Source organism: uncultured Microscilla sp. (genome assembly GCF_947493425.1).
GTDB lineage: Bacteria > Bacteroidota > Bacteroidia > Cytophagales > Microscillaceae > Microscilla.
Window position 1 is genome coordinate 23,704 of sequence record NZ_CANLRP010000026.1, and the last position, 26,756, is coordinate 50,459.

17 protein-coding genes are annotated in these 26,756 nt (G+C 42.4%); 9 read left to right on the forward strand and 8 right to left on the reverse strand.

The annotated features are described in order from the left end of the window. Window positions 1–30 precede the first annotated feature (30 nt). Window positions 31–2,349 (forward strand): DEAD/DEAH box helicase, encoded by a 2,319-nt coding sequence (locus Q0954_RS09525; RefSeq protein WP_299456205.1) that lies wholly within the window; start codon window positions 31–33, stop codon window positions 2,347–2,349. An 858-nt stretch (window positions 2,350–3,207) separates the two neighbouring features. Here the strand turns inward: Q0954_RS09525 and Q0954_RS09530 are convergent. The 7 genes from Q0954_RS09530 to Q0954_RS09560 form a co-directional block, all read right to left on the reverse strand. Then, on the reverse strand, window positions 3,208–4,311 hold the full coding sequence (locus Q0954_RS09530; RefSeq protein WP_299456207.1) for an acyloxyacyl hydrolase: 1,104 nt from the start codon (window positions 4,309–4,311) through the stop codon (window positions 3,208–3,210). Continuing rightward, on the reverse strand, window positions 4,308–5,078 hold the full coding sequence (locus tag Q0954_RS09535; protein WP_299456209.1) for a DUF2807 domain-containing protein: 771 nt from the start codon (window positions 5,076–5,078) through the stop codon (window positions 4,308–4,310). Before Q0954_RS09535 ends, Q0954_RS09530 begins: the two co-directional genes overlap by 4 nt. Before the next feature lie 412 nt (window positions 5,079–5,490). Continuing rightward, entirely contained in the window at window positions 5,491–6,507 is a 1,017-nt protein-coding gene (locus Q0954_RS09540) for an MvdD family ATP-grasp ribosomal peptide maturase (protein ID WP_299456211.1), read from the reverse strand. After that, entirely contained in the window at window positions 6,504–7,496 is a 993-nt protein-coding gene (locus tag Q0954_RS09545) for an MvdC family ATP-grasp ribosomal peptide maturase (RefSeq protein WP_299456213.1), read from the reverse strand. Before Q0954_RS09545 ends, Q0954_RS09540 begins: the two co-directional genes overlap by 4 nt. A gap of 167 nt (window positions 7,497–7,663) precedes the next feature. After that, window positions 7,664–7,888: a microviridin/marinostatin family tricyclic proteinase inhibitor gene (locus tag Q0954_RS09550; RefSeq protein WP_299456215.1), complete on the reverse strand. Its 225-nt coding sequence runs from the start codon at window positions 7,886–7,888 to the stop codon at window positions 7,664–7,666. A gap of 382 nt (window positions 7,889–8,270) precedes the next feature. Further along, window positions 8,271–8,441 (reverse strand): microviridin/marinostatin family tricyclic proteinase inhibitor, encoded by a 171-nt coding sequence (locus Q0954_RS09555; RefSeq protein WP_002703878.1) that lies wholly within the window; start codon window positions 8,439–8,441, stop codon window positions 8,271–8,273. A 731-nt stretch (window positions 8,442–9,172) separates the two neighbouring features. Further along, window positions 9,173–11,152 carry a WG repeat-containing protein gene (locus Q0954_RS09560; RefSeq protein WP_299456219.1) on the reverse strand — a complete coding sequence of 660 codons (1,980 nt, stop codon included), beginning with the start codon at window positions 11,150–11,152 and terminating at the stop codon, window positions 9,173–9,175. A gap of 280 nt (window positions 11,153–11,432) precedes the next feature. Here Q0954_RS09560 and Q0954_RS09565 point away from each other — a divergent pair, with 280 nt between their 5' ends. From Q0954_RS09565 to Q0954_RS09595, 7 genes are all read left to right on the forward strand, one after another. Beyond that, entirely contained in the window at window positions 11,433–13,199 is a 1,767-nt protein-coding gene (locus tag Q0954_RS09565; protein ID WP_299456221.1) for an ABC transporter ATP-binding protein, read from the forward strand. A gap of 250 nt (window positions 13,200–13,449) precedes the next feature. Then, window positions 13,450–13,845, forward strand: a complete 396-nt coding sequence (locus Q0954_RS09570; RefSeq protein WP_299456223.1) for a DUF1987 domain-containing protein — start codon at window positions 13,450–13,452, stop codon at window positions 13,843–13,845. Window positions 13,846–14,456: 611 nt separating this feature from the next. Then, window positions 14,457–14,852, forward strand: a complete 396-nt coding sequence (locus tag Q0954_RS09575) for a DUF1987 domain-containing protein (protein WP_299456225.1) — start codon at window positions 14,457–14,459, stop codon at window positions 14,850–14,852. Window positions 14,853–15,079: 227 nt separating this feature from the next. Beyond that, entirely contained in the window at window positions 15,080–17,971 is a 2,892-nt protein-coding gene (locus Q0954_RS09580; protein ID WP_299456227.1) for a COR domain-containing protein, read from the forward strand. Between the two features lie 166 nt (window positions 17,972–18,137). Continuing rightward, entirely contained in the window at window positions 18,138–18,323 is a 186-nt protein-coding gene (locus Q0954_RS09585; RefSeq protein WP_299456229.1) for a hypothetical protein, read from the forward strand. Window positions 18,324–18,861: 538 nt separating this feature from the next. Further along, on the forward strand, window positions 18,862–21,090 hold the full coding sequence (locus Q0954_RS09590) for a DUF5916 domain-containing protein (protein WP_299456231.1): 2,229 nt from the start codon (window positions 18,862–18,864) through the stop codon (window positions 21,088–21,090). A gap of 249 nt (window positions 21,091–21,339) precedes the next feature. After that, window positions 21,340–22,014, forward strand: coding sequence for a class I SAM-dependent methyltransferase (locus Q0954_RS09595; RefSeq protein ID WP_299456232.1), 675 nt, complete (start codon window positions 21,340–21,342; stop codon window positions 22,012–22,014). Between the two features lie 198 nt (window positions 22,015–22,212). Here the strand turns inward: Q0954_RS09595 and Q0954_RS09600 are convergent, their stop codons facing one another. Next, window positions 22,213–22,884, reverse strand: a complete 672-nt coding sequence (locus Q0954_RS09600) for a hypothetical protein (RefSeq protein WP_299456234.1) — start codon at window positions 22,882–22,884, stop codon at window positions 22,213–22,215. Between the two features lie 402 nt (window positions 22,885–23,286). On the opposite strand from Q0954_RS09600, the gene Q0954_RS09605 reads away from it, so the two are divergent. Beyond that, window positions 23,287–26,700 (forward strand): AAA family ATPase, encoded by a 3,414-nt coding sequence (locus tag Q0954_RS09605; RefSeq protein ID WP_299456236.1) that lies wholly within the window; start codon window positions 23,287–23,289, stop codon window positions 26,698–26,700. Window positions 26,701–26,756: the final 56 nt, after the last annotated feature.

Consider the following 26,756-nt stretch of genomic DNA (forward strand, 5'->3'; position numbering starts at 1 on the left):
GCTGGTCGGGGTATACAAACGATTATATCAATGAATTTCCAGAAAGTATATCAAAATATATCCAGAAAAATTGCCGAATCGAATGGTTCACCCATCGAGTATGACTTAAAACCTTATGAGGCTATTTTGCAAGAAATCAATGGGTTAGGTGCAAAGTTTGAACACCTGCCAGACCAGGCATTGCAAGACGAAGCCTTACAGCTCAAAGTACAGCTGTCGGGCAAGGCTTCACCAGACAGTATTTTGGTAGAAGCGTTTGCTCTTTGTCGTGAGGTATGCCACCGAGTGTTGGGTATGCGCCCTTACGATGTACAATTACTAGCGGGGTTGGCGATGTACCACGGCAAACTTGCCGAAATGAAAACTGGAGAAGGTAAAACGTTGGCGGCGGTGCTACCTGCTTATTTGCAAGCACTGAGTGGCAAAGGAGTACACGTGCTTACTTTTAACGATTATCTGGCAAAACGCGATGCAGAGTGGATGGCGCCTGTGTATGAATTTTTGGGGCTTTCGGTGGGGTATATCCAACAAGATATGCTGGCCAGAGACAAGAAAAACGCCTACAGTTGTGATGTGACTTATGCCACAGCAAAAGAGGTAGGCTTTGATTATTTGCGTTCTTTTATTGCTTATTCGCCTGATGAACTTATACTGCGTCCCTTTCATTTTGCCATTGTCGACGAAGCTGATGCTTTGTTGATTGATGAAGCCCGTAACCCATTGGTGTTGGCGGGTAATATTCGACAACAGCCCCATAACCTGCCTGCTATTGCGCGGTTTGTGGCAAAACTAGAGCCTGAAGTTGACTATCAAAAAGGAGAATATGAACGAAATGTGTTTTTGTCGGCTTTGGGCAGCCAAAAAGCAGAAAAACGTTTCAAGGCAAACAACTTGTATGATCCAAAAAACAAAACTTTATTGACTGCCCTAAACCTTGCTCTACAGGCAAAGGCATTGTTACACAAAGACCTTGACTATGTGGTAAAAGGGGAGCAAATAATGCTGATAGATGAATTTACGGGGAGAATGGTAGAAGATCGTAAGTGGCAAAATGGACTGCAGGCGGCAGTAGAAGCCAAAGAGGGGGTACCCATACAAATAGAGGGGCAAGTGCTCAACTCTATCACCCTGCCGCATTTGATCCATCAATACCCACACCTTGCCGGAATGACGGCTACAGCACAACTTTCTGCCGATGAATTTGCTGATTTTTATGGCTTAAAAACTGTAGTGATTCCTCCTAATATTACTTCACAAAGAATCGATCATCCTGATTCAATTTTTACCCACAAAGCAGCCAAGCTTGATGCCTTGGTGACAGAAATAAAAACAGTGCACCAAATCCAACGTCCGGTATTGGTAGGGACGTTATCGGTGAGCGAATCGGAAGAAATAGCTGGATTATTGGCACAAGAAGGCATTCGGTGCACAGTGCTCAATGCTAAACAAGATGCCCATGAAGCCGAGGTAGTAGCCAATGCGGGAGCATTAGGTGCCATCACTATAGCCACCAATATGGCGGGCAGGGGCACCGATATTGTGTTGGGAGGCAAACACGAGGAGACTCAAGAGCAAGTGCGTGCTTTGGGGGGCTTACACGTGATAGGCACCAATCGTCACGAGAGCCGCCGGATTGATGATCAACTCAAAGGGCGCGCCGGGCGTCAGGGCGATCCAGGCAGCACCCATTTTATGATCAGTTTTGAAGATCACTTGATGCAAAAGTATGCCTTGAAAACCTTATTGCCTAAAAAATACCGTGACCTCAAGCAAACTGCTCCACTCACTCAAACAGGCATTGTCAAAGGCATTGCCCAGGCACAAAGGGTAATCGAGGGGCAAATGCACTATATGCGTAAAACTTTGTATGAATATTCGGCTTTTGTAGAAAAACAGCGTCAAATACTGCATCAAGAACGCCAATTGCTCTTACAGGGGGCAAGTTTTACGGGAGTATTGAAAGAGTATTTGCTGAACCAATACGATCGACAATGGTCTAATTATTTGAATGATATTGCCCAAATCAAAGAAGGTATTTATTGGGCAAGAATGGCAGGCAAAATGCCTCTACATTCGTTTTGGCAACAAGCGGGGCAAGCCTTCGATCAATTACAATACGCCTTGGATACACTCACCGAGCAAGCCCGCAAAAACTTGTTGGAAGAAAAAGAGTGGCATATCAAAAAGCCGTCTTCTACCTGGACTTATGTGGTAAACGACAACCCGCTAGGCAATGAAATAGGAATGGCAATTGCCGGAAACTTGGGGCTTCAGGTCGACTTTTTTAGTTTGCCGGCTTTGCTGGTGATGGGCATGGTGAGAAAATGGAGAAGTAAGAAACAGGAGTAGTTTTTTAATGAAGGGTTTTTAGTTAAAAGCCCTGACAAGGTTCTAGGTATACCCTGTTCCACAAGTATCTACACTTTTTGTATAACGTTGATTTTAAGTGACTTACAAAAAGCGTAGTTAAAAACCCCGACAGGGGCAAGTCCTTAGATGCCGATGCATATCGGTGCTTCAAGTCCTTGGATACCGATGCATATCGGTGCGACAAGTCGCAATACCAGTGCCCCGCAAGAGGGGTGTCGGCGTAGCCTCCACTAGGTACACCCTGTTATATCAAATCGTTGCCATTACCCGTACGCTATTGTATGTCTAGATCTAAAAGCCATCCCCAAGCTTGTCCCCTCCTCTTGGTCTTAAGCGCAGCTGACCAAGAGAGCGGGTAACGACAGTGAAGAACTTGCCAAAAGCCTTAAGACGACTACAAGTGAGTTTGTATGAGTTTTCAATCAGACTTGGTATTATATCGGTAGCTAATAAATCCATAGTATGCTTATTTTGAGTAGGTTGTAAGTTTTAGAAGCTTGTCTAAAATTAGCCGTTGGCAGCGCCCCAAATCAAGTGCACATAAGTGTCAATCTAAGCTTTAAAAGAGTCTTTCAATCATACAATACTCCGCAGTGATTTTAGTCAAAGTTGTTTGCTGGTGATCAGCGATTGATGAATTTAAAAACTATTTATACTTAGGAATTGTTCAAAAATAAATTTACACTCTGAGGGGTGATTTTTCGCCTTGATACTTCGTTATTTTTATTGCCCGTAACGCTGCTATGGGCGCAAAAAATAGCCTCGTCTCAAAACAAAACCTCTACCTCAAGAATGGTAATTTAATTTCTCACCATTCCTAAGATGAATGTTATTCCTTCAATTTCCAAACCTTCCACCAATACCAAACTCCAAGTTGTCAACACTTCCACGTTGACTTTTTACATGGAAAGCGATAAACATTTTTTTGTGTAAAAAGTATCGAAGACCATAACGTTCATACACTCGAGTGTCCATGCGTTGTGGCTTGTAAAAATAATATCCAATGCCCACATCACCAAGCAAACGCCCGGCAATCCAACCCACTCCGGCAGTAAGGGCAAAGCGTTTATTGTGCGGGTGTTCGTCGGCTTGGGCAAGTTCGACCAGTCGCGGATTATGAAAGCCTTCTACACCAACCTGCCAAAAACTCACCTTCCCCCACATTTTTAGTAAGTGTGCGTGCAAAGCCATAATACCGTATTTTTTTCCGCCAGTAGGGTATTTTTCTGTGACACCTAACGAGAATCGCAGTAGCCCGTAAGCCGAACGTTTAGGCGCAGTAGCTCGCGAGGCTAAGCTATCGGGTTTGAGGGTTATAGTCGGCTGATAACTAAGCCCGATATTGACACTCGAAAGATTTACCCCTTGGTTGGGCAAAGTAAAAGCCGCATTCGAAAAATGGATAATGCCTGTTTGGGCTTGCAAACGGAATTGCCTGGTAATGGCATAACTCAATGATAAATGCCCTATCCAAGATGTATTAAGATGGCTTCCTATCATAATATTTTTTGGGTTATGCAACCTGTCAAAAGGGTTTGTTACATAACCTACCCCCATTCCGGCTATAAAGTTAAGCGTCAATCGGGGAGGGGATGCCGGGTCTCGTCGGTTTTTGCCAAAAGTCAGGAGGCGTTTTTCGGCAGTTAATTGCACGCTATACGCTTTGCCAAGCATCGGGTCGTCAAAATCCAAGTAATTGAACGATAGCCCAACACGCGGATAATTGAAAGGTTTGTGCCACCATTTGCGCCCATCGGTTTGTTGCAATACGCGAAATTCAAAGGCATAAGGGTTGCCTCGCCCCAAATGTTGTCCACCTCTAATGACAGAAGCTTTGTGCAGATACATATCGTAACTCAATAGCTGTCGGTTGGTTTGTGCATGTAAGTTAGCCATCTGACCGAACAGCAGGCATATAAAATACAGTGTCTTGTTTGTCATAGTTCTCCATTAATCAACTTGCCACTTCCTGAACCCTGTTGATTGATAATTTTTGGGTTTCCATAATAAATAATATTACCCACACCGTTGATTGTAGCGTTCAGGGTATCGCTTACCAAAACCTCTACATTGCCCTCTGCCTGGTGCAAAACCGTACAAGTTTTGGTTTGTAAATGTTTGCCCTTAAAATGTCCGAAACCAACAGGCGGCGACCAATCGCTACTTGTCTGAATAAACGCATAGCGGGTGATACCTGCCAAGCTGATATGCCCTATGTGCTTAAGGCTTGCATGGAGTTGGTCAGTATGCACCAATAAACGTAAATCCCCTTGGTAATTTGCACTAACATCGAGCCTTTCCGATTTTAAAGTGTCCATCGATTCAAACACATCATAACCATTGTGACTAATGCTCCGAAGTTGCGAATAAGGTATTTTCAGATAAGCCTTCCTTTTGGTAAGTCTATCGCATTGCGGAATGGCGGTGCTGATGTTTAAGAGCTTGTCTTTATCGGTAATTTGTATATAGGGGATAATGTTTTTACTGGCGGTAATAGTCAGTTCCTGGCTGTTGTTTGGCGTAGGTGTGTCGGCTTGTTGCAAAATGCTGTGTACATGGCATTGCAAACCTATATTGATATGTTCAAAATTGGCGACCGTGCGCGTCGTTGTAATGGTTTTTCCTGCTGGTTTCAAACAGCGTGTATCACAGGCACTCACTACCAATAAAAGCAAGAGGAATTGATATAGTTGTTTTGCGTAAAACATACTTTCTTTGATTTAAACATAAAACATGATACCTGACAACTTTTCCAGATGAGTTCTTATCGTTAATAATACAATATAATGGAGTTTTCTCCAAACGGAGCTCTTCGAAGTTAATTACGAATGGGTCAATTACGAATTACGAATGGGCGCAAGGCTTATTAATTACGAATTACGAATGGGCGCAAGGCGTTACTGACTAAATGACGAATGGGGTTGAAGTAACTATGGTCTACGGACTCCCGACTCTGGACTAAAGTACGAATCGGTTTGAAGTAACTATGGTCTACGGACTCCCGACTCTGGACTAATTGCCCTATTCGTAATCCCTAACGAGACACATAAAAAAAACGACAAACCACCAAATGTTTTATCACTTGTGACTTGTCGCTTGTTGCTGATCGTTTATAGCAGTTTAAGCCTCTGCCAATACTTGTATATTATTGGTGCGTCGTGGAGCTTTGTCTAGCAAAACATCGGCTAGAGCTTCCGAAATTTGCCCATTAAACAACTTGTCTAACCAGAAAAACTCACCTGCGGGGTTTACCTCCAGAAAAACATAACGCTCATCGTGGGTAACAATCACGTCGGCAGCCCCATAGTTGAGCCCTAGCTCATCCATGAGCTTTAGTAGTTTTGCTTCTACCTCTTGCGGTAGATTGTAAGGTTTCCAGGCATTTTCCAGCCCCACTCCATCGCGTCTCCAGTCGGTTTTCGAAAGTTCCGACACACTGGAATCTACCGCTGCGGCAAACACTTTGTTGCCTACAATGGTGATACGAAGCTCGACCTTTTTGTCAACTTTTTCCTGAAAAGTCATCGGACACACCTCCAACCCCTCCAGGTCTTCGAGATGTTCCTCAGTAATTTCGTTGGTAAATACCACATTTTCACGCCCTTCCTTGTCATACACGGCAAACGAGTGTTGCATTTTGGTAATCAGGGGAGCCTTTACACTATGGTAAAACTCTTTGACCGCTTCGGCATCGTTGGTAAACAAGGTACGGGGAATATCAAGCCCCAGTTCAGCAGCTATTTGTAGCTGTAGCTGTTTGTTTTCGGTGTGTCTTACCTTGTGGTAAGGGTCCAACGTAAATTTTTTCATGCTGCCCAACATTCCGGCAAAAGTCTTTTTAGACTCTTCTACCGAAGCCATGTACAATTGCTTGTTGATCTCTTGTGGAATCTCTTGCCCTATTCTAAGCCTGCGATACCAAATCGCGTCGATGTCTTTGGCAAGGTCAAGATCCATCTGTGCACCCTTGAGGCGCAAAGTTCTCTTGTTGCCTTCGTATCCAGCCGACATCATCAGTTGGGTAGGGTACAGGTCAGTGTCAAATCGGTAGGCTTTTCCTCCTTTAGCTTCTATAGCTTTGGTTACCAGTGCCACGCTCTCATTGTCGCCGCTCCAGCTAATAATTAATACATTCATGCGGTAGTAGTGTGTTGTTTAGTTTTTATCTGTTTATATAGTGTGTTGGCTATTGCTTTAGAAATAGGCAAATCAAGGTCACGTTCCAGCATTCCCCATTCACCCAACGGGTTTACCTCCAAAAATACATACTCATCATTGGGAGTATGAATAAGGTCTAAAGCCCCAAACGACAAGTGGAGTTCGTCCATAAAACTGACCAGTTTTGCCCGTACATCTGCTGGCAGGCTAAAATGAGTCCACTCAGCTTCGTTAATTTCGCTCCGGCGCCAATCGGTGCCCCCCTGGGCAGATTGGCTGGTATCAATGGCTCCGGTAAAAAACTCCCCTCCTACATATACTACCCTTAACTCACAGGCTTTTTTGATTTCTTTCTGAAAAGTCATTGGACAGTATTGCAACGACTCAAACTCCTCTACGTGTTCGGGGGTTACCTTGTAGGTGTTCATTTGCATAGCCGAACGCCCCATACCATAATCGGTTTGGTCGTGCATTTTAGTAATAATGTCTTGCTTATTCTTATAAAAGCTCAATGCTTGTGCTGCCTCATTGGTAATCAATGTAGCAGGCACCTGTAATCCGTGTTTTACGGCAAGCTTTAGTTGGTACAACTTATTGGCTGCCCGCGAGATATGCTCTAATGGGTCTAACCATATCGCGTGATCGAGTAACAAAAGCGAATTGCGTAAAACAGTTTGAGATTCACCTAGGCAAATATTCCTAAAGTCGCCTTGAATTTCTTTGTCCAGTCGTGGCTTCCATATTCGGCGCATCCACACCCCTTCTACCTCGTCAGTGTCTATAGTACCCTGGGGGGTTTCAATAAAAACCTTGGGAGTGCCTGCCTCTAGGTGAAAGTTCACCTTGATTTCTTCGGGATATAAATCAGTATTGATTCTGATGGGGTGGGTACCTATTGCTTCTAAAGCTTGCTGTACCCGGTCTATGGTAAAAAAGTCACCACTGTGGGTCAATAACAATATCTTCATTCGGGGGGTTGCTTTATGAGAAAAACCGGATGGGTTAGGGAACAAAACAAATGTTGAACAAACTACTTGTCTAAAATATAAACAAGTAGTTTGTAAGTCGTTAGGCTTTTAGCTTTTAAGCCAACAGGTTAAAAACCAAAAGTCTGTATAATGAACAATGGCTGTGTCTACCATTCGTCGCTGTCAGAAGGATACTTCATTGTATAATCTTCGTCAGCATCAGAAGGATACTTCATAGTTTGTTCTATTTTAATCTTCTTCTTTTTGTCAGAAGCAGCAGTGGCGGTGGCAAAAGTAGCAGCACTTAATCCTCCTTTAGTGTTGGTTAGTTTTTCGTCGGCAATTTGATTTTCTAAAAATTGAGCAAAAAATGGTTTTTTTACCTTTTTCATAAGATGAATAATGTTTTGTAATAATTAAAAAATTAGGTACCTGATGTAGTAACTCGCCCAAAGCGAGCATTTCCTACTCATTGCTACAAAGTTAAGCACTTTGTATAAAACAAATCGTCCTAATTTACCAACGGTAAGTTTTTAACCATCAACAGGGAGGATGAGTTTATAAAGGGTTGGGTTTGCTATAAGCGTATGTCCAAGGGTTTATATTTGAGCAGCAAACGTTCGCTTATGCTGTTGGGTTGCCCCACAAAGCGGCTATTTTTTGCTCGCTGTACAAACATTGGACATACGCTCTTTTAGAGAACACACAATTCAACAAAGTATTTTATTAAGTAATACACTATTGACTGAGTGCTCTCTTATGATGGCTTACTGTCTAAAACTCATCATTGTCAGAAGGGTACTTCATAGTAACATACTCGTCACTGTCAGAAGGGTACTTTCTGGTCTGAATACAAGTTCCGCCTTTTGCGTTAGTCAAGCTTTCTTCTTTTACCTGGTTTTCTAAAAATTTGGCGAAAAATGGTTTTTTAACGTTCTTTTTCATGAGATTTATTATGTTGTAATTAGTTGAATAATAAGTACTTGTATGTGTGATATTAAAAGTCAAGGCATGCGCATGCTCGCTTTTTTTATTTGTGTGCAATCTCTATGTTTTGAGATTATTCTCCAAAAAGAGAAAGAATAATATTTGGTTTGCAGCTTTTTTTGATCTCAACTTATTTGAATAACAAGTAATTATATAATTTTTCAAAGAACATCTCTTTGACTACTACTCGCTTAGCACTCCAGGAAAATCTCTAATAAAATTGCTTTTCCTGGAGAATATTTTAAGGTGTTTGTAAAACAAAAATGACTTTTGCAAGTATACAAAAAAGCAAAACAATATTCTTTTAATCACCGAAACTAATGCCACAATCAATTGATTAATAAACATTTGACTTATTTTCAACAAATATACGATTGATCACTATCACTTGGTTTACTTAGAGAAAATCCTCCTATAAAGATGAATTTCCTGTGTAGGCTGTTTTGCCTGCCTTGAGGCACTATAAATAGGCTATAAACTTGCTTTAAAAGCATTTTATAAAATCAAAAAATAGCACTAAATCAATATCAATACATTTAAAACACACTTTATAGTAAGGTAGATATAAATTTGAAAAGAAAAGTACCTGATGTAAAAGTACTCAGACTTTTCTTTTCATGAACAAACCCCTCCAAAGTAGCCCTACGCCACCCTGAAGGGGTTTATGCACACATTAATTGCCTCAGTCTTTAATCCCCCACTTTTGCCAGCCCTTCTCGAAACCTGCCTATACTACCATATTTTGGTGCAACTACTATTTGGGTCTTTTTGTTGATCAACCCCCACCGCTTGCCTTTTTTTATTTGGGCAAGCCCTTCTCGAAACGGCTTGATCAAGTCTAGCTTAGTAGCCAACATTGGTTTACCGTTGCGGTTATATACCATTACCTGTTTGTGTTGGTTGATGTTGGTAGTTACAACACAAAAGAACTCATCTTCTAGGCTCTCCGAAAAACCCCTGAACCTATACTTGCCCCACGGAAATATCACTTTGCCCTGCTCGTTTACCAAGGCTATTTTACCATTGTTGTACAACATAAAAAACTCGTTTAGAAACCAATTGAGGTGTTGTAGTTTCATTGTAAATAATAGCTGCCCTTGAGCATTGTACATACTTGTAGCGTTTTTGGTTTCTGCCTGCCAAAATACCTTCTCTTCGCTTTCATAAAAACGGTATATACGCAGATATTTTATCGGAACCACTGTTTTGCCTTGCAGATCTAGCAAACCCTTTTTACCCTTTTTTTCTATAGACAGCAGCAGGCTGTCTCTCATCGTTACATCATCAGCTTCTATAGCAATAGGCAACACCACTTTTCCTGTAGAGTCAATCAAGCCCCACTTGCCTCCTTTTTTTACAACCGATAGTGAATAGTTGAACCGATTGGCTTTGTCGTATGCCAAAGGAATCACCACTTTGCCAGTAGTATCCATAAATCCGTATTTTTGATTTTTTTCTACCAATGCCAATCCTCTTTGAAAATACCCCAGGTAATCGTACTCCAGCGGAATGACCAATTGGCAGTTGGTGTTGATAAACCCCCATTTACCTTGTTTTTTTACCGACGCAAGCCCTTTATGAAAAACACTGACTCTATCATACACTATAGGTAGCATTACCTTTCCTGCTGTATCTACGATGCCCTTCTTGCCACCTTGTTTTACAATGAGCAAAGTCTTACTGGCTAACTGGATGCTTTGGTACCTGAGCGGAAGCAACTGTTTGCCCTGCTGATTGACCAACTTCCACAACTTACCTGTTCTTACTATGATCAAATGCTTGTTCAACACACTTACCCGGTCGACCCCGACAGGCACCAATAACCCACCTTTTGCGGTAAATGCTCCCCACTTCAGCCCTTGCTTTACCAAAATAAAATCGCTGTTGGCATAATAGTACAAGTAGGTAAATTCCAGAGGAATCATTATTTTACCAGTACTATCCACCATTCCCCACCGACCGTTTTTCTTTACCTTGATATATCCACGCTTGGCGGTGCTCCTTACCTTGTCGAAAACGGGATCAATCACCACTTTTCCCTGTTGGTTCACCAAGCCCCAGTAATCCCCCTTTTTTACTCTTGCTACTCCTTGGTAAAAGTCTGTGACCTTGTCAAACTCTATGGGTACTATCACTTTGCCATCTTGCCCAATGAGTCCCCACTTGTTGTTTATTTTTACCCGGTAAAAACCCTCTTTGGCGTAGCTGTCTATATGGTCATATTTTGATTCAATAACGGCTTTGCCTGCTTGATCAATAAATCCCCACTTTCCCTCTTCTTTTACCTTGGCACGTCCCCGCAAAAACCAGCCAGCCTCTTCATACTGAAACTCAATCACTGCTTTACCTTTTTTATTAATAAACCCCCACTTGCCTTCTTTCTTTACTCTTGCCAATCCATTAGAAAAAGGGCGGGCATCTTCGTACCTAAATCTGATCACTACTTTGCCCTTTTTATTAATAAACCCCCACTTTTTTCTTTTTTGTACTGCTATGAGCCCCTCCGAACAATCGCGGGCATTGCTATATTTAAGAGAAACCACCACTTTGCCAGCGCGATTGATAAACCCATACTTTTGAGAGGGCTGCTCCTTTTGGGGAGTAGGTAGCTGTGCATGTGCCAATAGTTGCCCAAAGCAAAGCAGAAGTAATAGATTAAGGTATTTCATAAAAGTGTTTCTTTTTTTATTTAAAGTATAAAAACTGGTGTTTTTTACAGACATTGGATAAGAGCTTGTTTAAAAATCATTAATTAGGTCTTTTACGTGCCTTTCCTGATTATATATTGTCAAATTTATCAGCAATAGCGCTGCTATTACTTCAAAATTTGACGCATCTAATCTGAAAACTCATCATAAAATCTCCTATAAATGAAAATTTAAACAAGCTCTAATGGTGCACGCATGTCAAAAAGTGCCCGTTGCCAAATTAAATCATATTCACATAAAAATGCCAGTAAAAGAAAAAGCTACCTCGCAAAGAAAAAAACTCCACTGGAAAATTTACCATCGTTTGGTTGAGTTTGTAATCCCTTATCAAGCGTATTTTTACCTTTTGCTTTTCCTGGCCATCATCACTGCTGTCTTGCGTCCTTCACAGGCCATTTTAGTACAACTGGCGGTAGACAATTACATACTCAAAAATAACTATGCAGGTTTGGTTACCCTATCGTGGTGGATGGTGGCTGTAGTAATGGTGCAAGTATTGCTCACGTATGCCCACACCTACTTGGCTGCCTGGTTGGGGCAAACCGTGGTCAGAGACATCAGAATGCACGTATACCGACACTTATTAAGCCTACGCTTGAGGTATTATGACCAAACCCCCATTGGCGAACTTATGACCCGCAACATTACCGATGTACAAACACTATCGGGCATTCTTTCGGCAGGCATTGCGGCACTCATTGCCGATATTTTTTTTACCATTACTATTTTTAGCATTATGCTTTATACTCATTGGCAACTTACCCTGGTAAGCATCTCACTGTTGCCTTTGTTTATGTGGAGCTCGTTTGTGTTTAAAGAGAAAATGAAAGTAGTGGTGACTGAAGTACGAGACATTGTAGCCGAGCTCAATGCTTTTGTTCAGGAACGAATAAGCGGCATGCGCATTATTCAACTGTTTGGCGCACAACAAAGCGAACAAGCAAAGTTTCGGGAAGTAAGCCACCGTTTCAAAAAAATATACCTCAAATCAGTTTGGTACGAGTCAGTATATATGCCCGTTACCGAAGCGCTCACCGCAGGAGGCACTGGCTTGCTGGTGTGGTATGGGGCACGTAGCGTATTGAAGGACGAGATATCGCTGGGAGTATTGGTCGCTTTTATCATGTATATCCGCATGGTGTTTGGTCCGGTGCGTAACCTTGCCCAACGTCTCAATGTGTTACAAGCGGGGTTGGTAAGCCTGCACCATATTTTGGGGATGATAGACGTGCAAGAGAAAATTCCCAATAACGGCACTTACACTCCTCTACAGGTGCAAGGGCACATTAGATTTGACAAGGTATGGTTTGCCTACCACCAGGAAGAACCTGTACTAAAGGACATCTCATTTGAGGTAAAAGCAGGTGAAACCCTTGCACTGGTAGGTGTTACCGGGGCGGGCAAATCATCGGTGATTAATGCGTTGGGCAGATTTTATGAAAAAAGCCGGGGAACAATCACGCTTGACAACATCCCTATAGAGGCTTACCGCCTTGGCTTTTTGCGGTCGCAAATAGGCATTGTTTTGCAGGACGTATTCTTGTTTGCTCAATCGCTCAGAGACAATATTTTGCTGGGCGCTACCCACATCAGCGAACAAAAATTATGGGAAGCTATAGAGATGGTAGGCGCACAAACATTTATTTCCCGTTTTCCGGAAGGGCTCAACTACAATGTGATGGAACGTGGCGCTACGTTATCGGTAGGACAACGCCAAATGATTGCTTTTATAAGGGCTATGGTATACGACCCACAAATTATTGTGTTGGATGAAGCAACCTCATCGGTAGACTCAGAAACTGAAAGATTGATACAAAATGCCACCAAAAAACTGATGAAAGGTCGTACTGCTATCATCATTGCTCATCGCCTGTCTACTATCCAAAAAGCAGACAAAATTATAGTACTGGACAAAGGCAGCATACAGGAGCAAGGCACCCATGCCGAATTACTGGCATTGCGGGGGCACTATGCCCAACTACACAAAATGCGACTACAAAGAAAGTGACTCAGCGTGCTTCGATGTTTACAGGAGGGGTAGCATGTACAGCAAGCCCTCAATCTATATGTTTTATTTGAGGGAAGATGTTACAAGGTAATATTTTTTACAACTGTTGTCGGTAAATTATACTTTTTTTTGTTTCTTTTGCATAATACAACCGGCTTCACTTACAAAATATTGTACTTGTACCACAAAACATCATGCTTATTTTGTATTTGGGTCAAACCTATTTATAAAAACAATATTATATACATTAATGAAAAATTTCTTTATTCCCGAAAATCAGGATACTCCACAAGTATCGTTTGACGTTGCGACTCAAGTTTTTGAAATCAAAGGAGAGTCTTTTGGTCTGTGCTCAATGGACTTCTACTTGCCTATTATCCAGTGGTTAGATGCCTACACCAAACAACACCAAGGCACTCTTACTTTCAACTTTAAGCTGTTGTACTACAATACAGGCAGTTCACAAAGGTTTTATGAAATGATGAAGTTACTGGAACGCTATCACCAGTCGGGGCGTGGGCAAGTAAAAATAAATTGGTATACCACCTCTGACGAAAGCAGTATCATAGAGGCAGGTGAAGACTTTCAGGCAAGTATCCAAATACCTTTCGAAATAGTATTGCAAGATGAGGTAACGGTCGCTTGATTTTTTATCTAGTCTTCTATTCATTTATAATATAATTAAAAGCCATTGGTCTATCGGCCAATGGCTTTACTTTTTTAGCTAGAGTACTAAATGCCTGACAAAGTAAAGCTGTAGTTAGCTCAATGACGTTATTCCCCTGATTTTACTCAAAAAACTTACGTAACTATGAATATATCAGCCCTACCGGATAAATTTTAAAGTGCGTCAAAGAACAAAATTCAGCTAAAAAAACAGGACATTCATCGAAAATATGAGGTACTGTTGATAAAAAAAGCTTCCGCTTGACCATTTTTTTATTACTCCCCCCTGTTTGCTAAGAAGCCCACTCCATTGCACCCAACTGGGTTTGTACCCAAGGTATATAAAAAAGGACAAAACAAAGAAAATGTAGTAAATGGCATAAAAAAGATGTTACAGTGTAATATTTCTTGCATTTGGTACTCGATAAATTATTATTTTTTTGATTTCCTTTGCAGAAAAAAAAACGTCTTGTTTCATCAACAAAGCATTGCCAGAAAAATAAGGTTTTGCTTGTTGTCAATGTATTTGCCTCGAAGTAAAAGATAAATACATTTATTCTATAGACACATTATCAAAGTAAATAACATAAAGTGAGAAATTTTTTTATCGCCGAAAAATATGACACCCCCCAGGTTTCTTTCGATGCCAACACCAAGGTTTTCGAAATTAGCGGAGAGTCATTCAGTGAATATTCAATGGATTTTTATTTACCCATTATTCAATGGATAGATACCTACACCAAACAATACGAAGGCCCCATTACCTTTAATTTTAAGTTATTGTATTACAATACAGGTAGCTCGCAAAGGTTGCTAGAGATCATGCAAATGTTAGATCAATACCATAACTCTGGAAAGGGGCAAGTAAAAATAAATTGGTACAGTTTACCCGAAGAATACCGCATGATAGAAGCTGGAGAAGACTATCAGGCTGTGCTGAAAGTTCCTTTTGAAATCATAGAACAGGATTTTCAGGCAAGTACTTAGTCACAGGGTTTAAGCGGCACATTTAAATTGTACTGAATAGCCAAGCCAATTACTTATCGTTTTTTGTAAGTAGTTGGCTTTTTTGTTTTTTTCAGATAACCTGCACTCCTTTGGGCAACCAACAAATTACCCTTCAGGCAATAAAAAAACACTCCCAGCCCTACCCAAGAATCAAATCTTTTTTATATTCAATCTTCTAAAAACCATCAAACGACAAGCATACGCCCATGAGTGATTTGGCAAAGCAACTGATTAACGAAAATTTAGCCACTAAAAACCCTGTCCTCGACCTGGGCAACTGTGGATTGGATGGCACCGAGCCAGTGTTGAAGCGCCTTGCCGAATGTGATCATCTGGAAACGTTGATTTTGAGTAATGAGTGGGTGGGTTTTGGTCACACTCCCCAAAAAAGCAATAACCAGCAAAAAGCCAATGACTTAAAACAGCTTCCAAAATTTTTGCCTGCCTACTTAAAAGAATTGGTGGCTGGAGGTTATGGTGACTTGTGGGGCATTGATGATTTGCAAACTTTGACTGGTTTAACCCAATTGCAAGCTTTAAATCTAAGCTCGAATCATATTAGTGATATTAAAGTATTGGCAAACTTTCCTACAATAGAAAAACTGAACCTTAGCCAAAATACCATTGCTGACCTCAGCCATTTAGCAGGGCTAGAAGACCTTAAAACATTGAACCTGAACTGGAATCAGGCTTTAGATTTGGATACTTTGCCAAGCTTACCCAATTTAACTACTTTATACCTTAACTCTTGTCGATTAACCAATATTCAAGCCTTAAAGCAGTATAAAAAAATAAAGAGTATTTACTTACGTTCCAATCAACTGACCAATCTTAGCCCTTTGGCTGGCTTAAGGGCATTGGTGCATTTACGTTTAGATGAGAATCATATAGAAGATTTGAGTCCTTTGGCAAGCCTACAAGCACTAGAGGCTTTGTTTCTAAATAAGAACAGGATAGAAGACCTTGCACCCTTGGCGGGTTTAGTCACATTAAGAAAGCTTTATCTGAACGAAAATAAAATCACAAGCCTTGATCCTTTGGCAAAGTTGCCAAAGTTAACAATACTTGGTGTGGCAGATAACCAAATTCAAAATGTACGAGCCCTTCATTCTCTGCTTCAGTTAGATAGATTAGATTTGTCACAAAACCAAATCATGGATGTAAATCCCTTGCACAACTTGACGAAGCTTACCGGCTTAGTGTTGGGGGTAAATCAAATTCAAAATATTCGTCCTTTGGCTGGTTTGATTAAGCTAAAAATATTGGTGTTGGCAAACAACCAAATCACCGAACTTCCGGTTCACTTTTTCGATAAATTACATAAGTTGCTAGTACTTGAGCTTGAAAACAACCCTATCCAAAATATCCCCCAAGAACTTTTTGAAACCTATAATATAGGCATCCAAAAACTCAAAGACTATCTACACTCTATTGCCCGCCAAGACGACCAAAGGGAGTTGAACGAAGCCAAGTTGATATTTGTGGGGGTAGGCGAAGTAGGCAAAACCGAACTTGCCGAGGCAATGAGTACTCCGGGCTATAGGTTTGTGGGTGGGCGTGCTACTACCAAGGGTATTCAAATAAAGCAATGGAAACCAGAAGGCTGTATCCGGGAAGGCAAACCTATAGATTTTACGGCAAATATTTGGGACTTTGCCGGGCAGGAAATCAACTATGGTACTCACCAGTTCTTTTTGACCAAAAATTCGGTGTACGTGTTTGTGTGGGAAACCCGCAAGGGTGAAGACAAATCAGAATTTAACTATTGGCTCAACATTGTGAGCTTGCTCTCTGACAATGCCCCAGTGCTGGTGGTACAAAACAAGGTAGATGTGTACAAGGGACAGATCAACCAACAAAACTGGCAAAAGGCTTTTCCTAACATTGTCGATTTTCATGAAACTTCGTGTAAAACGGGCGAGGGCATGGATGCTTTGCGCGAAATGGCAACCAAAGAGCTGCTTAAGCTACCCAATACCCGCGAAATATGGAACAAAGATCGTTTTGCGGTGCGTCAAGCGCTGGAGGCGATGACGGAGGATTATATTTCACACCGACAATATTTGCGCATAAGCGAAAAACATGGGTTGAGTCGGGAGGCGGCGGGCTTTCTTGCCGAGCAACTGCACGATATTGGGGTCATTTTGCATTTTGGCGACGATCTTTCGCTCAAAAATACCGTGGTGCTCAAACCTGAATGGGCAACCGAAGCCGCTTACCGCCTGCTAGACAGCCAGGTAGTAGCCGAAGGCAAGTTTCACGAGGCACAACTAGATGATATTTGGCAAGATGAACGCTTTGACGATAAACACGCGTTTCTATTACGGATTATGGAGCGTTTTGAACTTATTTTTAACCTCGACAATCAGGGCAACTATATAGTACCTGAGCTACTCCCCGCCCAGCAACCGCTCAACTTGCCCGATTATACCGTCTTGCAGGCAACTGCACCCCGTTTGCTGCGCTTCGAGTATCATTATAAATTTATGCCCAAAGGCATTATGAGTCGGTTTATTTGCCGTATTCACCCCTACATTATCGAACACTTGTTTTGGCGCGATGGTGTGGTGCTACAGATAGAGCAAAGCAGCGCTATAGTCACCCTCAACGATGCCCTTGCCACCAAACAAATTGCCCTGGAGGTGTGGGGGGTAGATGCCGATAAATTGCTGTATACCATTCGCAGTCATTTCGAGCACATTCATGGCGAGCTCAACCACCCACCGCTCGACGAGAAGATTCCTTGTTATTGTGAGGAATGCCAACAGCCCGACCAGCCTGCGCATACTTTTAGAAAAAAATCGCTGGAAAAAAACCTCAAGGCGGGCATACCCAAACTGGTGTGCGATCACGACTCTGTAGTGTCTATCAAACGCTTGCTCGAAGGTATTTTGGACGTTAACCGCCAGCACATCAAAGAGTTTCAGCGGTTGATTGACCAAGGTAATCTGGCGGGTTTCTTTGCCAAAATAGATGATTTGGGTATAGAAGATTATCAGGTAGCTGCTTTTCGCAAAAAGTTTATCAGCGACCACACAGAGCACAACTTCGACCAACAGTTACAGGTATGGGTCACCAACTTTTTTCGTACTCGATAGTTAGTAGTCCAATGCTGTTTCCTTAACAAAGCCTTTAGCCATTAGCTTTAGCCTGTCTCAGATGGCTCACGCGTTTGTTTTTTTTTAGTCCATAGTCGGTAGACCATAGTTTTTAGCCTCGCCTTGCGCCCATTCGTAATTCGTAATTGAAAAATTCGTAATTTAGTTGGTAGACCATAGTCACTTCAAACCTATTCGTACTTTAGTCCAGAGTCGGGAGTCGGTAGACCATAGTTACTTCAACCCCATTCGTACTTTAGTCCAGAGTCGGGAGTCGGTAGACCATAGTTACTTCAACCCCATTCGTCATTTAGTCAGTAACGCCTTGCGCCCATTCGTAATTCGTAATTAATAAGCCTTGCGCCCATTCGTAATTCGTAATTGAAAAATTCGTAATTAATAAGCCTTGCGCCCATTCGTAATTTGTAATTGACCAATTCGTAATTAATAAGCCTTGCGCCCATTCGTAATTCGTAATTGACTAATTCGTAATTAATAAGCCTTGCGCCCATTCGTAATTCGTAATTGAAAAATTCGTAATTAATAAGCTTTGCGCCCATTCGTAATTCATAATTGACCCATTCGTAATTAATAAGCCTTGCGCCCATTCGTAATTCGTAATTGACCAATTCGTAATTAATAAGCCTTGCGCCCATTCGTAATTGAAAAATTCGTAATCCTCGACCAATGCCCCTTTTACATCCTCCAAAGTAGCTATTTTACCTACCAAAGCATCCAGTCATTGTTCAAGTGGTTTTTCATCGGACACAACTGGTTGTCTGTCTGCAAACCAGGTTATTAACAACTTATTAACGTCTTGTCTAAACTGCTATCCCGTTATTTATCATCTAGTAATAACTACATGATAAAGGTACCATAAACCAATACCCATGAAAAAACAACTATCAAACTATCAGAGGCTTTGCCTGCTGGTCTGTTGGCTTTTTGCCTGTACTCTCACCTCTTATGCCAAACCCAACCCTACCCGAAACCAACAAACTTACAAGGTAAACATTGTAAAAACTGCTGCCAAGATAAAAATCGACGGCAACATCAACGAAGAAGCCTGGAAATCTACCAATGCCGCCCGCAACTTTCTCCGCAAATGGCCTACCGACAAAGGGCAGGCTGAAGCCCAAACCGAAGTACGACTATTATACGACGATCATTTTTTGTATATCAGTGCAGTATGTTTTATTGACAAAAAACCAGTGATTCAGACGCTTAGACGAGACGTGGGACATTGGAACAGCGATGGCTTTGCTCTATTGATGGACCCTATGAATCAGCACAGCAACGGTTTTTTGTTTGGGGTAAACGCCGGAGGTGCCCAAATGGAGGGATTGACCGTGGGTGGGCAAAACTCTATGGAATGGGATGCCAAGTGGTACTCTAGGGTAAAACTGCACCACGACCGTTGGGTGGTAGAAATGGCCATTCCTTTTAAGTCATTGCGCTATAGCGAAACCATTGATAAGTGGGGGATCAACTTTATAAGAAACGACATGCAGCGCAACGCTTACTCTACCTGGGCGCACGTGCCTATTCCTTACGATGGTACCGACTTGGGCTATACAGGTGCTTTGCGTTGGGACTCGCCACCCAAAAAAGTGAAGGGCAATGTAGTGTTGATTCCTTACATTATTGGGGGTATGTCGGAAGACTTTGAAGAAACCAGTGGATTGGAAAGAAGAGGCAATGCCGGGCTGGACGCCAAAATAGCCATTACTTCTAACCTCAACCTTGACCTTACCATTAATCCTGATTTTTCGCAGGTAGATGTAGATCAGCAAGTAACCAATTTGAGCCGTTTTTCGCTGTTTTTTCCCGAAAGACGCAACTTCTTTTTAGAAAATAGAGACCTGTTTGCTGACTTTGGTACAGGGCGGACGCAACCGTTTTTTTCGCGCAGGGTAGGTCTCAAAGATGGTACACCTGTGCCCATTTTGGCAGGGGCACGCTTATCGGGCAACATTACCAAATCTATGCGGGTGGGCATCTTGGACGTGCAGACTCAAGGCAACCATGAAGCCGACTCGTTGGGGCAAAACCAGTTTGTGGCCACTGTACAACAACGTGTATGGGGGCGCTCAAGCATCAACGCCATCTTGGTAAACCGACAGGCATTTGATGGTACCCAGATGCTTGGCAATGATTTTAATCGGGTAGCCGGAATGGAGTTCAGGTATTTGTCTAATAATGGCGATCTGCGTGGAGCCCTCAGGGGCTTTAAATCTTTTACACCCGATCAGTTGGATCGAAGCCTCAGTTATGGAGGCTTTGGCGAATATCGTAACCGCAAGTTCAATATAGGGGTGGCTTATGAACAACAGCAAGAAAACTTCATTGCCGAGTTAGGTTTTACACCTCGTTTGCAAAACTACGATGTAATAAACGACCGAACCGTAAATATTGGCTTTGACCGCTGGGCAGTGTGGGGAAGTTATACGATCTTTTCTAAGGGTGGGATCATCAACAATCATCGTTTTAACCATTGGCATGTGCTATATAACCACGATGTAACAGGGCAGTTCCAGGAGCGTAATATGGGGTTTAATTATCGTCTCAACTTTACCAATAGCAGCAACTTGAACCTCAGCGCACGTTACAACGAGGTGCAACTGCCCTTTGCCCTTGACCTAATCGGTGGAGATGAATATTTACCTGCCACGTTCTACGCCTTTAGCTGGGGCAGAGCAGAATATAACTCAGACAACCGACAGCCATTTTCGGTGAGTACTTTTGTACAATATGGTACTTTTTATAATGGTACCCGTTTGTCTTATGGAGGAGGAATTAACTTTAGGGCGCAGCCTTGGGGCAATTTTAGAGTAAATGTGAGCCAAAACTACGTAGAGTTGCCCGGTGACTATGGTACAGCAAACCTTACCCTGGTAAGCCCTACTGTAGAAATCTCTTTTTCTAATACAATGTTTTGGACAACCTTTTTGCAGTACAATACCCAAGCCGATAATTTCAATATTAACAGTCGCTTTCAATGGCGTTTCCGTCCCATGTCCGACTTATTTATTGTATATACCGACAACTATTTTGCCGAGGCTTTTAAGGTTAAAAACCGGGCGTTGGTTATTAAATTGAGCTATTGGTTGAATCTTTAGGCGATAGTCAATGGTTCAATGGTCGATGGTCAATAGTGTAATGTTGTTTTTGTCAATTTTGCATATATGATAAGTTAGATAAATAGTCCAGAGTCGGGAGTCCGTAGACCATAGTTTTTAGCCTCGCCTTGCGCCCATTCGTAATTTAGTCCAGAGTCGGGAGTCGGTAGACCATAGTTTTTAGCCTCGCCTCGCGCCCATTCGTAATTCGTAATTGAAAAATTCGTAATTAAACAAACCATATATCTAATGAAAAATCTCAAAACTTTTACTTTCACCATTGTACTATGTCTTATGGGCACTACCTATGCAAGCGCTCAGTATAAATCGGACGATTGGAAAGACCGTGACAAATGGCAAAAAGTGCCTCAATTGCTCAAGGCAATGAACATTCGCCCAGGTGCCAAAGTAGCCGATGTGGGCTGTCACCAAGGTTATATGACCATGCACCTGGCAAAAGCTGTAGGCAAAACAGGCAAGGTATACGGGGTAGACTTGAACACATATAGGCTAGAGGCGCTCAAAGAAGAAGCCACCGAGCAAGGGTACAACAACATTGTAACCATCAAAGGCGAAGAAAACGACCCTTTGTTGCCCAAAGGACAGCTCGATGCCATCATTATGATTGATACGTATCATCATATATTGGAAAAACCGCTTAAGTACCTCAAAAAACTAAAGAAAGCCCTCAAGCCAGGCGGAAGGTTGGTTATTGTAGAGTCTATCCGCACCTACCGCAAACAACTCAGCCGCGATGAGCAAAAAGAGAAACATAACTTAGACATTGGTTTTGTGCGTTATGACTTCAAAAAAGTGGGGCTTATTCCTGCCGACTTTAAATATCCGCTCACCCGCTGGAAAAACAAAAAAGAAGTGTGGGTGTGGTTCCTTGCTGGGGTAAAACCTAAAGAAGGAAGTAGGTAGTTAAAAAAGCTTCAAGGTGTGAGCGATAAGCTACAAGTGTTTCCTATTATGCTATAATAGCCTCAAGCATATTGTTGGTAGTATGAACGATAAGTCGTAAGCTTGAGGCTGTTTTGGTTCAACTTAAGCATCTATTTTTTTGAATAAAAAAACGCCCAACTTATAGGTACTTTGCAAACCACCAAACCATCCTCAAAGCTACTCCCTCCAGCGTTCCATAAAAGGAATAGGAGGCACATCATTTACGATGATACCTGTACCTAATTGATGAATTTTTTGGGCGCGGCTATCTATGCGCAATGCCAGACTGAGTCCTTTTGCCTGTATCCTAATCAATTGGCAAGAAAGCTTGCTGGTAGCTCCGTTGCTTAGTTGAGCATACTGTGGAGCATTGACCGAGGCGTACCCTATGGACTCTAGCAAGTGCTTGAGCATAGCAAAATGAGCCTGGGCATGGTGTTCTATTTGGGCTAGTTGCTGCAAGGCATCCTCAGTAGCCGCACATGCTGCCTCAAAGTTGTATGTTTTAAGGGTTGCCTTCAGCTTTTGGGCAAATGCCTGAGTAAGCCGGGTTACTTCGTGCAGGTAGGCAGGGCTTGCCTGTTGCAAATACAAGGGCGGAGTTTCGGGGGGTAAAATAGCGTCCATTGGCACAAAATCGCTGGCAACCACGCCAATGCCTGCCTGGTTGAACTTACGCGCCCGCCAGTCGAAATAATGGGCAATAGGCAATGATGTTTTTTCTGACATAATCAACCAATTAGAAACCCCTACCGATTGGCGTTGGGTTTGTTGAGCGTATATTTTTTTACGTCGTTGGTTAATCTCGATAGCTTCTTTGATATGAATATAAAAAGCGTTTTTTTGCATGTATTTGCGTTTAATGGTTAAGAGCTTGAGAGTTTTTTGTGTCAAAGGTAATCTCTCTGGCTTAAGTTCTTTCACCTTTGAATAAAAGAATATCAGTCACTTTGGTTAAATGCCCGGTTTTACGCCCACCCCTTGTGTAGTTTCAGGGTTACAAAGAAAAGCCAACTACTAAAAACCCCTTGTGTTTTTTACGATTATGCTTAACTTAGAGATTCGGTTGTCTAGAGGGGCTATGGATGGTTGCCCAAATGCTGGCGTAACTACATTGAGCTCACTATGTTCTGCTCCTTAAAGGTTGAACATTAAAAAAAACAAACACGCAAGCGATCTGCGCCAAGCTAAAGGCTAATAGCTTGAGGCTGTAGAAACTCCCAACTACTAACACTCACTTATCAAACTTTTATGGCTTCGATTCACTTTGAGTTCCCGGTATGGGTTCAGTACAAAAACAAACAATACATCATTCGCCCGTTGTTTGTTGCCAACCAAAGCGTAGCAAACGATCGCTACGAAAGGGCAATGAAAGGCCTGATAAAATCGGTGCGAAACGAATTTAAAAACTATAAAACCAATCGCGCCAACCTCGACTATTTCTTATGGTATTTATTCAATCCCGATTTTAAATATCTAAACCTAAAGCTTGAGTTTTCTTACGGGCAACGCTACTTTCATGGGCAAGTAGCCACTGCCTGGTTTGAGCACAACGGCTATACTGTAGTAACTATGCCTGCTTTTGACAACCTCTGGTTTATTATGGAAACCCGTGATCCTAAAAAAGCCGATGTGGTGCGCGAGGTAGAAGAGCAGATTCAGCGTTTTGGCCGGAGGTATAAAAAAGAATATGATGAAGAGTTTTTAATGGAGCCTTACCAGGCAAATGGTAAAGAGTTTTGCACGGCGGTAGACATGTATATGCACACTGCCGGAGAAAAAATAACCCTGGGCTATGTAGACGATGACATGTTTCAGCAGTTTTTCCGCCCCAATGCCACCTTCGAGGGGCGCGACGAAATAGAAAAAGTAGGCTTTGAACTCAACGATTTGTATCCGTCGGAACTAAACCGGGCTTTTTATCAAGACGAACTGGTAACGCAACTCGATCGGTTGATCTACAACCGCGAAAATGTGCCAATGGTCATTCTGGGGCCCCGTAGGGTGGGCAAAAGCACGCTGTTGCATGAGGTAGTGCACCGTTACCTGGAGCGCAACACTGAAAAAGAATTGTACCACCTGGACAACATCTGGAATGTAGACCCCTCGCGTTTGATTGCGGGTATGAGCATTGTAGGCATGTGGCAACGCAGGTTTGAGTCTATCATTAGGTTTGCCATGAACCCAATTACCGAATACCCCCGCCGCGATAAATTATATTTTAACAATATTATTGCCCTTTTCAGGATAGGCAAATCGGCTCAAAACGACATGACATTGAGCGATGTTTTGAAACCTTATTTGCAAAAGCGAGAGATACAAGTAGTGCTAGAAGCCACCCCTGAAGAGTGGGACATTGCAAGCGAACTCGACCGGGGTTTTACCGATTTGTTTAAAGTAGTGCGTTTGTATGAACCTACCGAAACCAAGTCTTTGCGCATTATCAACAAAGTGAGGGTAAGGCTGGAAAGCGAACACGATTTTAAGATTAGTAACACTGGTTTGTTGCGTTTGATTGAGCTGCAAAAACGTTTTAATCAAAATATGGTGCTCATTGGTGCCATCGCCGAAAACCTGCACCAGTTGTCGTCTAAATACTCTGAAGAAGAAGTAACCCCCCAAACCATCGTAGAAGAGTTTAGCTCTAAGACTCACCTCAACGAGCGCCTGGCCGACCCAGAGGTGAAAATTACCAAAGATGAGTTTCAGCAGTATATCTCGCGCCGCCTGGTGGGGCAACAAGACGCTGTAGATTGCCTGACCGACGTGTTGCATGTAATCAAGGCGCAACTCAACAACCCTGAGCGCCCGTTTGGTTCTTACCTGTTTATTGGCCCCACTGGGGTGGGAAAAACCCAAGCCGCCAAAGTAGTAGCAAAATACCTCTTTAACCACGAAGACAGCCTGGTACGGTTTGATATGAACGAGTTTATCGATGGAGGAGCAGTGAGCCGTTTGGTGGGTGACCTGGATTACCCCGAAGGGCAACTCACCACCAAAATACGCTATAATCCCTACTGTGTGCTCTTGTTTGACGAGATAGAAAAAGCCCACCCCGATGTACACAATTTGTTGCTACAGGTATTGGGCGAAGGACGCCTGACCGATGCCTTGGGGCGCACCATTAGTTTTTGCAATACTGTAATTATCATGACTTCCAATCTGGGGGCAGAGCGGGTAGGCAAAGAAATTAACATTCAGCGACGCGCCGATTTGGCCTCCAGCACCTACGAAAAGTCAGTACGTGATTTTTTCCGGCCTGAGTTTATCAACCGCATTGACAATGTGATTATTTTCAACAAATTAAACCTGGAGCATATTGGGCAAATTGCGTGGCTACAGATCAAAGAATTGCTCAAACGCCACGGCTTTATGCGTCGTCATACCATTCTAAATGTATCGGAAGAGGTACTGCAAAAACTTGCTGAGAATGGCTTTGACCCCGAAATGGGAGGGAGGGCATTGAAGCGCCAAATAGAGAAAGAGTTGACCGTACTCATTGCCGACCAATTGGTAGAAACGTTGCCCGACACACCCGTTATATTTAACTTGTTTATTCAAGACCACCAGCTCAAACCCTTGCTCACTAGGCTAGAGCATATAGAGGCTTTTGATGAATCGGCAATTCCTAAAATTGGCGATTTTGAGGTAGGCATTCAACACTTTGAGTATTTACTCACCGAAATTGAGCAGCTCAAGGCTGAAATGTTTCAGTTGGCAGACGATGAAGACAATGCCATTATTGACCCCTCTACCATTACCGACTATAGCCTCATTCACATGAAAGAGGACGTGCTGAACATTGAGCAAAAGGTACGCAATATTATTTATGAGTACCAAACCCAAAACAACTTTGACCTGTCGCAATCGAATGTACAAATACGCTATGTAGCGCAGGAAAAACTGATCAAAAATGATAATTCGGGTTCTAAAGTAGAGAAAAAATATTTTAAAGAGCTATATAGCGAGCTAGAGATTTATGAATACCTGGAAGAGGTAGCCCAGGCAACCGACAGAATTGTGCGAGAGTCGGACGCGATGTTTTTTGAGGTGTCACAAGCTTGGGCTTGGATTAGGTTTTATTATCACCATTACGAAAAAAACGGGCTCGACCGAGTAATGATTTGTGTTATATCGCGGGTAGAAAAGGCAGGACAAGACGAAGTAAAGTACTTGAAAAAACTGTATGAACGGATACACCCGGTAGAGCAAGTAATAGAAGCCAAAGACAACGAGTGGCACTTATACCTCAATGGCCCTGGTTTGTTCGACTTGTTTAGCTGCGAAGTAGGCTTCCACATGTTTTTTACCCCCCACGAAACACCCTTGCCAGTAGAGGTAAGCATTCACCGCCTGGGTGACGACGAAACACCTGAGACTTTTGTCAATAATCTGGACAACCGCCGTTGGCAGGATATGGTGAAGACCGAAGAGGGAATCAAAAGCTTAAAAAAGGTAGCGCATATCATCCGTTTGTATGCTTTCTCAGATTTGCTACAGCGCAAGGGGTCCATCACCGACTTGCGCACGGGCATTATCAATTATGAAGATTTGACGGATGCGGAGCTTAAGTTTTTGTTTTACGCCAATTTTGATGCTGAATTTAAGCTAAATGTAGAAGCTATAGAACCCCCTAAAAATGAGAAAGAAGGGGGTGAGTCTTGAGCTAACCACAATGGTGTAAAACATTTTCTATTAAACAACCGCTCTAGTTGAACTGC